Here is a 13,599-nt window from a genome sequence, read left to right on the forward strand (position 1 = left end):
GTCGTGAGTGACCACCCGGTCGGGCGGTCGCGGTGGCAGGTATCGGGCTGGAGTCGTCGTCGCCGACGGGACTCTCACCGTTGCGGGGCAGCCCCGGAATCGCACCGGGTTCCCTCTTGCGCCGTGCGCTCACGCGCGCGGACCATCGCTGCGGGCGAGTCTAGGTGGGGTCCCCACCGGGGCGCGCGGTGGGCTCCGCCGACGATCCGGGTCGACGGAGGGCCACCGCCGCGATCACGGCCAGAGGTTGGGATTCAGGTCCGATCCGTAGCCGCCGTAGCGCGGGCGACGTTCCAGATGCAGGTGCGGGCCCCGGGTGTTGCCCGTATCGCCCGAGTAGCCGATCAACTGGTTGGTCGCGACCCGCTGGCCGTCGCTCACGACCCGCCGGGACAGGTGGCAGTAGCCCCAGTCCGAGCCGTCGGCGTTGTCGTTGATCAGGATCATCGTGCCGTACGCGGCACCCCAGTTCGCCCGGCCCGTGCGGACATCGCCGCCGATGGTGGCGTACACCGGAGTGCCGATGGGGCAGCCGATGTCGACACCCGTGTGGTAGCCGGCCTCCCAGGATCCGGGCTGCCGCCACTGGGCCGTGATCGGATGCGCGCTCGCATCGCGGATGGGCCGCACGTAGGTCGCGGCGTTCGCCGCCGGGGCGAGGGCGGCGCCGGCGGAGGCGAGCCCGGCGGCGACCGCGCTCCCGATGAGCAACTGTCGTCGACTGAGCAGGACGGAGGATTCGTGGCGATCTGTCATGACTCTTCTCCCTGAAAGTTCATGAGCGGGCGACGACCGTGAGCAACGCTCACGGTCAGCGCGAGTATGACATCACTCGGGAGTCGTCGCCGGGTCATCGCGGGGCCAGCCCCGCACCACGGCGAGGAGGCGATCACGGATCGGGGCCGCACGCTGCGCCAACTCGGCCTGCCGGCGCACGTACTCGCGGCGGCCTTCGGGCGTCTCGATCGCGATGGGCTCGAAGCCGTGCGCGGCCAGGTCGTACGGGCTCGCCCGCATGTCCAGCTCCCGGGCGTCCCGGGCCAGGTCGAAGGCGTCCGCCACCAGATCGGACGGCACACCGGGCGCCAGTTTGAACGCCCACTTGTAGAGATCCATGCCCGCGTGCAGGCAGCCGGGTTGTTCGGAGCCGACCTGCTTCTCGCGGGTGAGTTCGGTCGCGTTCCGGGGCGCGGCCTCCGGCGTGAAGAACCGGAACGCGTCGTAGTGGGTGCAGGTCAGCTGCCCGGCCCGGACCACCTCGTCGGTGCCCTCCGGCCCCAGTCGCAGCGGCACGGGGTGCCGGGCCTGGTCCGCCTCGCGGTAGACCATCGCCCACTCGTGCAGCCCGAAGCAGCCGAAGACGGGGCGCCGCGCGGCGGTGGCCTCGAGCAGGCGTGCCACGTACGCCGCGGTATCGGCGCGCTTGGCGAGCACAGCCGGATCCTGCGCCACCCGGTTCCCGGAGACGGTGTAGCCCCGGAGTCCGCCGAACTCCTCGGCCGCCCGCGGACCGTCGAGCTCCACGCCGATCCCCGGATGCCAGCGCAGCAGGTGCGCCGGACGGTGCCCGTAGTAGGTGAACAGGAAGTCCCAGACGGGGTGCTTCTCACCGCGGGCGGCGCGCCGCCGGTGCGCGTCGACGAACGGGGTCAGCCGTGCGCGGTGGGCGTCCGCGAGCGGGCGCCACTGCGCGTCGCTGAGCACGACGGGAGCGAGGACGGGGCGAGTCACACCCGATGCGTCCCATCGCGCACGGTGCCCACGAACTCCTCGACCACGTCCTCCAGAGCGACGATGCCGATGGTGCGACCGTGATCGTCGGCGACCGCCACCAGGTGCCCGCCGAGCCGCCGCAGGTGCGAGGTGGCCTGGTCCAGGGAGAGCGCACCGTCGACCACCGGCAGCGGGCGGATGCGCCCCGCCCCGATCACCGTGTCGGGGCCCACGGCCGCGTCCATGATGTCCGGCAGCACGTCCTTGACGTGCAGGTACCCGGTGAAGGCTCCGCCGCGGCTGCGCACCGGGTAGCGGGAGAAACCGGTCTCGGCCACGGCGGTCTCGATATCGCCCAGCGTGGGCCCGTAGGTCCCGTCGGGCCCGGCGACCGCCTGCAGCCCCCGGATCTCCGCGAGCGGGATCGCCACATCGGCCACGGTGCGGCGCGAGGTCTGCAACGCCCGGGTCAGGCGCACCTGCTCCTCCGCGTCGATCAGGCCCTCGTCGTGCGATTCCGCGATCAGCTCGCTGAGCTCACCGGCGGAGATGGTGCTCTCCAGCTCGTCGCGCGGCTCCACGCCCAGGGCACGCAGCACCAGCGTCGCGAGCCAGTTGTAGAGCGCGATCACCGGCTTCATCACCCGGGAGAAGGCCACCAGCGGCGGCACCAGCAGCATCGCCGCGGATTCGGGCCCGGCCAGCGCGATGTTCTTCGGGACCATCTCGCCGAGCAGGATGTGCAGCACCACCACGAGGCTGAGCGAGATGGTGAAGGAGATCGGATGCAGCAGTGCCTCCGGCACGTTCGCCCACTCCATCGGCTTCTCCAACAGGTGCGCGATGGCGGGCTCGCCCACCTTGCCCAGCAGGATCGAGCAGATCGTGATGCCGAGCTGGCACGCGGCCAGCATGAGGGACAGGTTCTCGGACGCCTTGATCACCGCGCGGGCGCTGCTGCGGCCCTGTTCGACCAGGGCCTCCAGCCGGTCGCGGCGCGCGGCGATGAGGGCGAACTCGGCGGCCACGAAGAAGGCGTTCGCGGCCAGCAGCAACACCGTGAGTCCCACGGCCAGGAGGTCATTCATCGGTCACCTCCACCAGCTCGACCAGGTCCACCCGGCGGCCGTCCATCCGGGCCACCCGCGCGGTCCAGGTGCGGTCCGGGGTGTAATCGTCGTCGTCCATCGGGTGCGTGGGCAGGGCGGTCTGATCGCCCACCTCCGGGATCCGCCCGAGCAGGTACATGACCAGGCCGCCGAGGGTGTCGTAGTCGCCCTCCGGCGCCCGGTATCCGGTGTCGCGCTCCAACTCGTCGATGCGGAGCAGCCCGGCGCACAGGTACCCGGTGTCGGTGCGCTGCACGTCCACCGGCTCGTTGTCGTCGTGCTCGTCGCGCACATCGCCGACGATCTCCTCGATCAGGTCCTCGACCGTGACCACGCCGGCGGAGCCGCCGTACTCGTCGACCACCAGCGCCATCTGTAAGCCGTTGGCGCGCAGCTGATCCATCAGCGCATCACCGTCGAGCGCGGCGGGCACCACCGGGGGAGCGGTCGCGATCGATCCCACCGTGGTGCGGGCCCGACGCTCCGCGGGCACCGTGAGCGCCTGCTTGACGTGCACGAAACCGACGGTGTCGTCGAGATCGCCGCGGATCACCGGGAACCGGGAGTGCCCGGACTCGATGGACAGTGCCATCAGATCGGCGACGGTGTCGTCGAACTCCACCGAGTGCACCCGCTGGCGCGGCGTCATCAGTTCCTCGGCGGTCAGCTCGCCGAATTCCAGGGAGCGGCCCACCAACTCGGCCGTCGTCTCGTCGATCGCGCCCTGCGCCGCGGAATTGCGCACCAGCGCACTGAGCTCCTGTGCCGACCGCGCGGAACTGAGCTCCTCGGCGGGCTCGATGCCGAGCCGGCGCACCATCTTGTTCGCGGTCGAGTTGAGGAAGGTGATGGCCCACCGGAAGACGGTGGAGAAGGCGGCCTGCGCGCCCGCGGTGAGCCGGGCAGTGGCCAGGGGGCGCGCGATGGCCAGGTTCTTCGGAGCCAGCTCGCCCAGCACCATCGACAGTGAGGTGGCGATCACCAGCGCCAGGATCAGCGTGAGCGCCGACGACCAGACCTGCGGCATCCCGGTCCACTCCAGCGCGGGGCGCAGGAACTTCGAGAGCACCGGCTCGGCCAGATAACCCGTGACCAGCGTGGTGATGGTGATACCGAGCTGCGCGCCGGAGAGCTGGAAGGACAGGGTGCGGTGCGCGCTCTGGACCTGTTTGGAACGGCGGTCGCCGCGGTCGCGGACATCCGCATCGATGGTGGACTTCTCGAGCGCGGTGAGGGAGAACTCCGCCGCCACGAACAGCGCGGTACCCAGCGTGAGCGCGAGGAAGCCGATGACCGCAACGATCGTGATCAGGGTGCTAGACATCGCCGCCTCACCGAGCGCATCGGCGGGGAGCCGGGCCCCACGGGCATCGGCGTGGCGGCTCGTCGGCGGCGCCTGCCGGGTCTTCGGGCTTTCATGTCCCTTCCATCCATCGAGGAATCAGCTTCCGGCAGTCTACCGAGGCGATCGAACCGTCCGCGTCACCAACCGCCGGGGAGCGGGCGGCCCTCCGCGAAGCCCGCCGCGCTCTGCACCCCGAGCGTGGCCCGCTCGTGCAGCTCGGGCAGGGTGCGGGCGCCGGCGTAGGTGCACGAACTGCGCACCCCGGAAGTGATCCGATCGAGGAGATCCTCGACGCTGGGCGCCTCCGGATCGACCCGGATGCGCGAACTCGAAATGCCCTCCTCGAACAGGGATTTGCGGGCCCGGTCGAAGGCGCCCTCACCCGCGGTGCGGGCGGCCACCGCGCGCTTGGAGGCCATCCCGAAGCTCTCCTTGTAGGCGGAGCCGTCGGTCGCGAACTTCATGTCGCCGGGCGACTCGTAGGTGCCCGCGAACCAGGAACCGACCATCACGTTGGAGGCGCCCGCGGCCAGGGCGAGCGCCACATCGCGGGGGTGCCGCACGCCACCGTCGGCCCAGACGTGCGCGCCCAGTTCGCGTGCGGCGGCGGCGCAGTCCTCGACCGCGCTGAACTGCGGGCGGCCCACGCCGGTCATCATCCGCGTGGTGCACATCGCGCCCGGTCCCACACCCACCTTGACGATGGTGGCGCCGGCGTTGACCAGGTCGCGGGCGCCTGCGGCGGAGACCACGTTGCCCGCCGCGAGCGGCAGGCCGAGATCGGCCGCGGCGACCGCCTCCAGCGCGTCGAACATCTTCGCTTGATGACCGTGCGCGGTGTCGACCACGAGCACGTCCGCGCCGGCCTCGGCGAGGGCCCGGGCCTTGGCGGCCACATCGCCGTTGATGCCGACGGCGGCGGCGATCCGCAGGCCGCCGTTCGCATCGACGGCGGGCGTGTAGATCCCGGCGCGCACGGTGCCCGTGCGGGTGAGCACGCCGTGCAGCCGGCCGTCGGGCTCGACCAGGACGGCGAGGTCGGTGTGCGCGCCCTCGAGCAGCGCGAAGACCTCACGCGGATCGGTGCCCGCCGGTGCGGTGACGAAGGCATCGGTCATCACGTCGCGCAGGCGCGCGAACCGGTCGACGCCCTCGCAGGCCGCACCGGTGACCAGACCGAGGGGGCGCGCCGCATCGTCGAGCACCACGACGGCGCCGTGCGCCCGCTTCGGGAGCAGCGCGACCGCATCGCTCACCGAATCGTCGGGCCCGAGCGTGACCGGGGTATCGGCCACCAGATCGCGGCTCTTGACGTAGGCGATGGTCTCCGCCGCGGCCTGCAACGGAAGGTCCTGCGGCAGTACGACGATGCCGCCGCGCCGCGCCACCGTCTCCGCCATGCGGCGGCCGGCCACCGCCGTCATGTTGGCCACGACGATCGGGATGGTGGTACCCGTCCCGTCGACCGACGACAGGTCCACGTCGAACCGGGAGGTCACATCCGACCGGTTCGGGACGAGGAAGACGTCGTCGTAGGTGAGGTCGTACGGCGGGCGGCTATCGGAGAGGAACTGCACGCCGACAGTCTAGGTGCCCCGCCGTACCCGGCGATCAGCGCAGGACGCGGCCCTGGCCGTCGCGGATCGACCCGGTGAACATCATGATCGACTCGACCAGGGTCCAGATGCGCAGACCCACCAGCGCCAGGCTGCCGAGCATCATGAACAGCAGGCCGATGAACGGAATGACACCGAGGACCAGGGACAGGAAGCCGGCGCCCAGGATGCACACCTGGATCGTGGCCTCACGATTGCGCCCCAGGTACCAGTTGCCCGCGCCGAAACCGCCCAGGAACAGCTGCAGCAGACCCGCCGCGACCTTCGACTTGTCCGAGAGCGGCTGGCCCGTGGCGGGATCCACGCCGTAGCCACCCGGCCCGAAGGCCTGGTACTGGCCGGGATACCCGGGCTGCGGCACCGGCGGGTACATCCCCGGCTGCCCCTGCGGGACGTAGCCGAACTGCGGCTGCCCGTAAGGCTGCTGACCGTACGGAACGGGCTGCCCGTATCCCTGCTGGTGCCCCTGCTGCTGGTTGTAATACGGATCGGTCACGTCTGATCTCCCTCGTCCCCCCGGAAAGTGTGAGATCAGGGTACAGCCCGCCTCCGTCGATACGGCGGAAGCCGGGTCAGTGCGTGAACAGGCGGTACAGCTCGGTGAGCCAGGGCACCGCGACGGCCACGGTGGGAACCACCAGGATCAGCCCGGCGACGATGTAGACCCCCACGTTGAACAGCGGTCCGGCCGCGGGCTCGGACAGCCGCTCGACCCGCACCACCGTGCCGGTCGAACCCACCGCCAGCGCGCCGCGCGGAGCCGGACTCTTGGCGCAGGTCACCAGTGCGTTCGCGAGGGGGAGCGGCCCGGCCGCGGCGACGGCCTTGTCGTCGGCGAGGAGCTCCACCAGCAGTTCCACCGAATCGAGGGCGGCGGAGGAGCGCACGCCGCGCGGGAAGGCGTGGTGCACCGCGGTGAAGGCCTCCAGCACCAGATCGTGCCGCGAGCGCAGGTGCGCGCGTTCGTGCGCGAGCACCGCGGTGAGCTCATCGTGGCTGAGCTGGTTGAGCGTTCCCTCGCTCACCACCACCCGGTGCCGCAGGCCGGGCAGGCAGTAGGCGAGGGGCTCGTCGACGCCGAGGACGCGCAGGTCGGCGGCGGACACCGGATGGTCACCGTCGACCGCCTGGCTGAGGATGTCGACCACGTTGCGGTGCCGGGCCCGACGTCGCCGGGTGCGCACCGCCAGCCGGACCGTGGACGTGATGAGGCGCGCGCCGATCACCAGGGTGAACGCGAAGGCGATCACCGCCACCGTCCACGGCACGATGCCGAGTTGGCGGATCTCGTCGATGGGGTTGGTGGTGGGGCGGCCGTCGGGACCGGGCACCAGGAGCCAGCTCGCGATCACCAGTCCGGCGCTGAACGCGGAGAGGACGGCGGCGAGGGCGATGGCCTGCCACAGGACGAGCGCCGCCCGCGGCGCGCGCACCGGCCACGAGGCCTTGGAGAGCCACAGCGGCACCGGCCCCGCCAGGAGCAGGGCCAGCAAGCCGAAGATGACCGCTGCCATGCTCCGAGCCTATCGGCTCGTCAGGAGTGGGTGCGACCGTCGGTCGCCTGATCGGCCTCGAGCTTGGCCAGGGCGCGGCGCAGCGCCTCCGCCTCGTCGGCCCCGACCCGCTCCACGAAGTGCACGAGCGCGGCCTCACGCGAGCTGTCGGCCTGGGCCAATGCGTCGAACATGAGGTCGGCCACGAGTTGCTCGCGGCCGAAGGTGGCCGTGTAGCGATGTGCGCGATCGGTGCGGATCTGGCTCACGAGCTTCTTCTTCGCGAGGCGCTGCAGCACCGTCATCACGGTGGTGTACGCGAGTTCGCGGTCGGCCGCGAGCGATTCGTGCACCTGTCGCACGGTCTGCGGTTCGGTGGATGCCCAGAGGTGATCCATGACCGCGCGCTCAAGATCTCCCAATGCCGCCATTGCTCAGATTCTACTCGCCATGGCCTGGATCGCTACGACGGCGTGTCGTAATCCACGCCACATCGATTAGGGCTTGCTTAGTTAGGGGAGGCTGCCCTAGAGTAGTGAACGTCGCCGAGAGCGACGAGTGATCCACATCAGACCGCGATGCGAACTGAGGGCTGCAGTTGTTACCGCCCGGTCTGTGCCACGGCGGGTCCCACGAAGGCTGAGCGTGGGGCCCGCCGATCACTCTTTTCCGGGCCCCATCACCCGATCCGACGTCAGCCCTTCGGCATCACGAGCCACAGCACCAGGTACACCAGGAACTGCGGGCCGGGCAGCAGGCAGGACAGCACGAACAGCACGCGCACCAATGCCGGCTGGACGCCGAAGTAGCGCGCGATGCCGGAGCAGACGCCGCCGATCCAATTGTTCTGCACATCCCGCGCGAAGCGCTTGGGCGGCTGCGGGGCCGTGTAGGGGGTGGGGTCGAAGTTCAGGTTCTGCGTCATGCCTCCACAGTGCCCGTCCGCGGCGGTCCCCGCATCGGGGTCTACCCCGATGTACACCCGGAAACCGGCTGTGCGGAGCGAGGATTAGGGTGTGTGCATGACGCAACCCACCGCAGGACAGCAGCAGGTCATCGACTCCATCCTGGAGCGCGGGACGGCCGGTTTCGACTCGATCCTCGGGCTCGAGTACACCGCACTCACCCCGGACGGCGCGACCGCCACGCTGACGCTGCGTCCCGAGCTGCACCAGCCCTTCGGTATCACCCACGGCGGTGTCTACTGCTCCATCGTGGAGTCCGTGGCCAGTGTGTCCGGTGTGGTCTGGCTGGGCGGCACCGGCCACGTGGTCGGCGTGAACAACAACACCGACTTCCTGCGCGCCGTCGCCAGCGGCACCCTGTCGATCACCAGCACGCCGATCCACCGCGGTCGCCGGCAGCAGCTGTGGCTGGTGGAGATCGTCGGCGAGGACGGCAAGCTCAACGCCCGCGGCCAGGTGCGGCTGCAGAACATCGAGGCCTGACCCCGGAAACGACGACGCGCCCGTCGAGGACGGGCGCGTCGTGGTGGGCTCGGTGGCGGGTCAGCCGGCCTTCTCGGCGGATTCCGGCTCGGCCTTCGCGGCGGTCGGCTGCGCGGCGGTCGTGGCCGCGTGCGGTGCCGACAGGGCGGCCGGCGAGCTGGTGTGCACCGGCGGGATCACCTTGGCCCCGCTGTTCTGCAGCGCGTCGAGCGCGGTGCGGGCGTAGACCTGCTGCTCGGTGATCGTCATCTGGCCACGCTTGTTGGTCAGGAAGGTGACGCCCCACGAGGTCAACGTGATCACGCGGTTCTGGTAGCCCACGATGTACCACAGGTGCAGCGCGAGCCAGCCGAGCCAGGCGAAGAAGCCGCTGAACTCGAGCTTGCCCACCTTGGCCACCGCGCTGGCGCGGGAGACCGTGGCCATCGAGCCCTTGTCGAAGTACTTGAAGGGCTTGCGGTCCGCGGGGCTCTGACCGGCCAGGCCCGCCTTGATCGCCTTCGCGGCGTAGGTCGAACCCTGGATGGCGCCCTGGGCCATGCCCGGCACACCGTCGACCGCCATCATGTCGCCGACGACGAAGACGTTCGGATTGCCGGGGACCGTGAGGTCCGGCAGCACCTTGACGCGGCCGGCGCGATCGACCTCGGCGCCGGACTGGTCGGCGATGATCTTGCCGAGCGAGCTCGCCGCGACACCGGCGGACCACACCTTGCACTGCGCCTCGATGCGCCGCTCGGTGCCGTCCTTCTCCTTGACCACGAGGCCGTCGGCATCGACGTCCACCACCATCGCGTTGAGCTGGATCTCCACACCCATCTTCTTGAGCCGGTTCGCCGCGGCGTTACCCAGCTTCTCGCCCATCGGCGGCAGCACCGCGGGCGCGGCGTCGAGCAGGATGACCCGGGCCTCGGTCGGATCGATGTTGCGGAACGCGCCCTTGAGGGTGTTGTCCGACATCTCGGAGATCTGTCCGGCCAACTCCACGCCGGTGGGGCCGGCGCCGATCACGACGAAGGTGAGCAGGCGCTCGCGCTCCTCGTGATCCTGCGACAGCTCGGCCTGCTCGAAGGCGCCGAGGATGCGGCCGCGCAGCTCCAGCGCGTCGTCGATCGTCTTCATACCGGGCGCGAACTCGGCGAAGCGGTCGTTGCCGAAGTAGGACTGGTTCGCACCGGCGGCCACGATGAGGCTGTCGAAGGGGGTCACGGTGACCCGCTCCAGCAGGTGGCTGGTCACGGTGCGGTTCTCGAGGTCGATATCGGTGACCTCGCCGAGCAGGATCTCGGCGTTCTTCTGCTTGCGCAGCACCACGCGGGTCGCGGGCGCGATCTCGCCCTCCGAGAGGATGCCCGTCGCCACTTGGTAGAGCAGCGGCTGGAACAGGTGGTGCTGGGTCTTCGCGATCACCGTGACATCCACGTCGGCACGCTTGAGGGCCTTGGTGCCGAACAGGCCGCCGAAACCGGAACCGATCACGACCACCTTGTGGCGGTACGCTCCGTCGCTCATTACTTCTCGCTCCTGCGCTGGGGTGAGATGCCGGGTTCCCCGGCCTTTGCACCCCCTACGGTAGACCTCCGGCTACGGCTCGTCGCGCCGCCCGCCCGAACCGGATGCCTGGCGTTCCCGGTAGGCGGCCACGTGGGTGCGATTGCCGCAGTTCCCCTCGCTGCAGAATCGGCGCGACCGGTTACGGGACAGGTCCACCAGGACCCGGTCGCAGTCGTCGGCGGCGCAGGTCTTGAGCCGGTCGACGTTGCCGCTGCGCACCAGGTCGACCAGCGCCATCGCGAATTCGGCGCGCATCCGCACGGGGATGGGGGCGTCGTCGGGCGTGAAGTGCAGGTGCCAGTCCCAACTGCCGTGCCGGGTGAGGCGCGGCTGCTGCGGCGACTGTGCGAGCAGATCGTTGACGATGCCCGCGACCTCGGCAGGATCGTGGGCGGCCCACACCCGGACCAGGTCCTCGCGCAGTGCATGGATCGGGGCGAGATCGCCCGAGTCGGCGCTGCTCCAGCCCGTGAACTCGTGCTCGCGCAGGTACTCGCGCAGCGCCGTGACCGTGGCCAGCCGCTCGTCTCCCTCGTAGGCCGAGTTGGCGAGGTCGGCCGCCATCACCAGCGACGGCTCCGTGTCATGCGCGAATTGCATTTGACTCCTTACAGGTACCTCGGCTAACGTCATCAGCGTACTTCATTTTACTCCTTACAGAATCGCACTTTCCGGAGGTGACACCATGGGTAGCGGTATCGGTCGAGGCATTGCTGTCGCACTGATTTCAGGATTCGCCTTCGCCATGTCGGGGCCCTTCGGCAAACCTCTGCTCGAGGCGGGCTGGAGCCCGGCGGGTGTGGTTCTGGTGCGGCTGTGGATCGCCGCGCTGGTCACGCTGATCCCGATGCTCGTCTTCGGTCGTGACCGCCTGGCCACGCTGCGCCGCGCGCCGTTCACCGTGCTGGCGTACGGGCTGCTCGCGGTGGTCGCCGTCCAGCTGGCGTATTTCAACGCCATCGCCCACATGTCGGTCACGGTGGCCCTGCTCATCGAGTTCTCCGCGCCGCTGTTGGTGCTGCTGTACCTGTGGGGCCGGTTCGGCCGGCGTCCCTCGCTGCGCACCACCATTGGCGCCGCGATCGCCGTCGTCGGCCTGGTGGCGGTGGTGTGCGCGGCCTCCGGCGGCGCTGCGGTGAGCCCCACGGGCCTGGCCTGGGCGATCCTCTCGCTGATCGGTCTGGCCGCGTACTTCCTGCTGGCCGAGGACGGCACCACCGCCGACGAGGCGGGGACCGAGGCGCAGACGGTCGACCAGCTCGCGCTCGCCGTGGGTGGCCTGCTCGTCGGTGCGATCACGCTCTCGCTCACCGCGCTGGCCGGTCTCACCCCGGTGCGGGTGACCACTGTTCCCGTGGTGCTCGGCAACATCGGCACCGTCCCGTGGTGGGTGCCCGCCGTGGTGATCGGCGCGATCGCGACGGGCCTGGCGTACGTCGCCGGCATCATCGCCATCAACATGGTGGGCCCGACGATCGCGTCCTTCCTCGGCTTCTCCGAGGTGATCGGTGCGGGCGTCGTGGCCTGGCTGCTGCTCGACGAGTCGCTCACGCCCCTGCAGATCGTGGGTGCCGTGGCCATCGTGATCGGCATCATCGTGGTCAAGCAGGGGGAGCGGCGGCGGATCTCGTCCGAGACCGGCGCGCTCGATCCGGCGATGGTCCCGTCGGTGCCGCTGTCCTGACGGGGCACCGGTCAGGAGGTGAGCCGGGCGTCGAGACGGCGCTGCTGCCAGTCCCAGTGCAGCATCTCGTACTCGACGCGGGCGTAGGGCGTGAGGTCGGATTCCGCGGGGTCCACATCGCCGGCGAGTGACTCCCAGTCCAGCATCGCGATGTCGAGCTGTTGCATGCCCAGGCCGGACAGTACGCGGCGCGAGGCCACGTTGGACCACGCCGTGGAGGCGTACACACGCGAGGTGAGGCCGCGGGTGAAGGCGTGATCCACCAGTGCCTCCGCGGCCTCGCCGCAGAATCCCCGGCGACGATGCGTCGCGGCCACCGCGTAGCTCAGTTCGAGGCCGCGAGCGCGGCTGTGCCGGGAGGCGCGCAGCGCGATCCGGCCGAGGGTGTGCCGGGAGTGGCGATCGACGATGTGGAACCGGCCGTCCGAGGCGGGGGACAGGTGCAGCCGAGGCGTCTCGATGTGCACGTCCAACGGGCCCTTCACGTGGCTCGGAACCTTCCTCATCGGCGCGGCGGCGCAGCGGACACCGCACGCCTCGCGGGGTGGGGGTTTTCGGACCGCAAGCGTATCCCGACGGTGCCCGCGTGCGCCGGACTTCCGGCGGGTGTCGCGCCGCGCGGGCCGCGGCGGCTGCCATACTGTCCGGCGTGACCTACCGAATCGCTCTTGCCACTTCCGCCGCGCAGCCCGACCTGGGTGAGCGCGGCAAGGAGATCCAGGCCGCGCTGCGGGCAGCCGGCCACGACGCTGAGGCCGCGGTGTGGACCGATTCCGCCATCGACTGGGAGCAGTTCGACGCGGTCGTCCTCACCGATGTCTGGGATTACGCGCAGCGGTACGACGACTTCCTCGGCTGGGCGTGGCGTGCCGCCGCGCAGTCGCTGGTGCTCAATCCGGAGCCGCTCGTGCGCTGGTACGCCGACAAGCGCTACCTGCGTGATTACGAGTCCGAGGGCCTGCCGATCGTGCCGACCGAGTTCATCACCGTGCACGACGCCACCCTGGACCACGACTACCTCGGTGTCGAGCACCTCGTGCGCGCGTCGATCAGCGGCGGGCTCGACGAGGCCTTCCGGTACGGCCCGGACGATGCGGAGGCCAGCCGCGCGAAGCTGGAGGAGATCAAGTCGGGCGGCAACACCGTGATGGTCTCGCCGTACAGCGGCTCCGCCGAGGGCATCTCCCTGGTGTACCTGGGTGGCGAGTTCAGCCACGCGTTCGGCCGCGATCTGGCCGCCGAGCTGACCAGCGAGTCGACCGACGGCCGCCCGGTCGAGGTCATCGTGGACGCCGAGCCTACCGCCGCGGAGCGGGCGCTTGCCGATGCGGCGCTCAAGCCGATCGATCCCGCCAACCCGCCGCTGTACGTGCGCGTCGACCTCATCCGGTCGGCCGACGACACTCCGGTGATCCTCGAGCTCCAGGTGGTGCAGGCGGATCTGCATCTTGAGCGCGTGGCCGACGGTGTGAGCACCTTCGCCCGCAAGGTGATCGAGCGGATCGATTCCACCAAGGCCTGACCTGCACGAAAGTGATCGACAGCGTCCCCGTCCGGTGTTCCGGACGGGGACGTCCCGTTTTCGGGGGTTGCATTGAAAACAGTCACGATATATCGTCAATGCATCGGGTGGCCGA

15 protein-coding genes and 1 riboswitch are annotated in these 13,599 nt (G+C 70.2%); of the genes, 3 read left to right on the top strand and 12 right to left on the bottom strand.

Translation table 11 applies throughout. The features are described from left to right. Positions 1-17: 17 nt before the first annotated feature. A riboswitch (cobalamin riboswitch) is annotated at positions 18-162 on the bottom strand. A gap of 72 nt (positions 163-234) precedes the next feature. The 9 genes from ABD108_RS09365 to ABD108_RS09405 all read right to left on the bottom strand — a co-directional run bounded on the left by ABD108_RS09365 (position 235) and on the right by ABD108_RS09405 (position 8,201). After that, on the bottom strand, positions 235-756 hold the full coding sequence (locus ABD108_RS09365) for a M23 family metallopeptidase (protein WP_220658677.1): 522 nt from the start codon (positions 754-756) through the stop codon (positions 235-237). Between the two features lie 72 nt (positions 757-828). Beyond that, on the bottom strand, positions 829-1,731 hold the full coding sequence (locus ABD108_RS09370) for a 3-methyladenine DNA glycosylase (protein ID WP_343930122.1): 903 nt from the start codon (positions 1,729-1,731) through the stop codon (positions 829-831). Next, on the bottom strand, positions 1,728-2,801 hold the full coding sequence (locus ABD108_RS09375) for a hemolysin family protein (RefSeq protein ID WP_220658679.1): 1,074 nt from the start codon (positions 2,799-2,801) through the stop codon (positions 1,728-1,730). Before ABD108_RS09375 ends, ABD108_RS09370 begins: the two co-directional genes overlap by 4 nt. Then, complete coding sequence (locus ABD108_RS09380) at positions 2,794-4,146, bottom strand: hemolysin family protein (protein ID WP_220658680.1); 1,353 nt, start codon at positions 4,144-4,146, stop codon at positions 2,794-2,796. Before ABD108_RS09380 ends, ABD108_RS09375 begins: the two co-directional genes overlap by 8 nt. A gap of 158 nt (positions 4,147-4,304) precedes the next feature. Next, positions 4,305-5,744: a GMP reductase gene (gene guaB1, locus ABD108_RS09385; RefSeq protein ID WP_305110464.1), complete on the bottom strand. Its 1,440-nt coding sequence runs from the start codon at positions 5,742-5,744 to the stop codon at positions 4,305-4,307. Between the two features lie 34 nt (positions 5,745-5,778). Continuing rightward, complete coding sequence (locus tag ABD108_RS09390) at positions 5,779-6,279, bottom strand: TM2 domain-containing protein (protein WP_343930123.1); 501 nt, start codon at positions 6,277-6,279, stop codon at positions 5,779-5,781. A 76-nt stretch (positions 6,280-6,355) separates the two neighbouring features. Then, positions 6,356-7,297, bottom strand: a complete 942-nt coding sequence (locus tag ABD108_RS09395; protein WP_220658683.1) for a M56 family metallopeptidase — start codon at positions 7,295-7,297, stop codon at positions 6,356-6,358. Positions 7,298-7,317: 20 nt separating this feature from the next. Beyond that, positions 7,318-7,707 carry a BlaI/MecI/CopY family transcriptional regulator gene (locus tag ABD108_RS09400; RefSeq protein ID WP_220658684.1) on the bottom strand — a complete coding sequence of 130 codons (390 nt, stop codon included), beginning with the start codon at positions 7,705-7,707 and terminating at the stop codon, positions 7,318-7,320. A 263-nt stretch (positions 7,708-7,970) separates the two neighbouring features. Beyond that, on the bottom strand, positions 7,971-8,201 hold the full coding sequence (locus ABD108_RS09405; protein ID WP_220658685.1) for a PspC domain-containing protein: 231 nt from the start codon (positions 8,199-8,201) through the stop codon (positions 7,971-7,973). A gap of 97 nt (positions 8,202-8,298) precedes the next feature. Here ABD108_RS09405 and ABD108_RS09410 point away from each other — a divergent pair, with 97 nt between their 5' ends. After that, the gene (locus ABD108_RS09410) at positions 8,299-8,724 is read left to right on the top strand and encodes a PaaI family thioesterase (RefSeq protein ID WP_220658686.1); all 426 of its coding nucleotides are present in this window, start codon (positions 8,299-8,301) and stop codon (positions 8,722-8,724) included. A gap of 60 nt (positions 8,725-8,784) precedes the next feature. Here ABD108_RS09410 and ABD108_RS09415 read toward each other — a convergent pair whose 3' ends face one another. After that, positions 8,785-10,236 carry an NAD(P)/FAD-dependent oxidoreductase gene (locus ABD108_RS09415; RefSeq protein ID WP_220658687.1) on the bottom strand — a complete coding sequence of 484 codons (1,452 nt, stop codon included), beginning with the start codon at positions 10,234-10,236 and terminating at the stop codon, positions 8,785-8,787. 72 nt (positions 10,237-10,308) lie between these two features. Then, positions 10,309-10,878 carry a CGNR zinc finger domain-containing protein gene (locus tag ABD108_RS09420; protein ID WP_220658688.1) on the bottom strand — a complete coding sequence of 190 codons (570 nt, stop codon included), beginning with the start codon at positions 10,876-10,878 and terminating at the stop codon, positions 10,309-10,311. Between the two features lie 85 nt (positions 10,879-10,963). Between ABD108_RS09420 and ABD108_RS09425 the strand changes: the two genes are divergently transcribed. Continuing rightward, complete coding sequence (locus ABD108_RS09425; RefSeq protein ID WP_343930124.1) at positions 10,964-11,962, top strand: EamA family transporter; 999 nt, start codon at positions 10,964-10,966, stop codon at positions 11,960-11,962. 11 nt (positions 11,963-11,973) lie between these two features. On the opposite strand, the gene ABD108_RS09430 is transcribed toward ABD108_RS09425, so the two are convergent. Beyond that, complete coding sequence (locus ABD108_RS09430) at positions 11,974-12,447, bottom strand: GNAT family N-acetyltransferase (RefSeq protein WP_305110468.1); 474 nt, start codon at positions 12,445-12,447, stop codon at positions 11,974-11,976. A 164-nt stretch (positions 12,448-12,611) separates the two neighbouring features. Here ABD108_RS09430 and ABD108_RS09435 point away from each other — a divergent pair, with 164 nt between their 5' ends. Next, positions 12,612-13,484: a hypothetical protein gene (locus tag ABD108_RS09435; protein ID WP_343930125.1), complete on the top strand. Its 873-nt coding sequence runs from the start codon at positions 12,612-12,614 to the stop codon at positions 13,482-13,484. The last annotated feature ends 115 nt before the right edge of the window (positions 13,485-13,599 follow it).

The sequence above is a fragment of the Tsukamurella strandjordii genome (genome assembly GCF_039525985.1).
In the GTDB taxonomy this organism is placed as follows: Bacteria; Actinomycetota; Actinomycetes; order Mycobacteriales; family Mycobacteriaceae; genus Tsukamurella; species Tsukamurella strandjordii.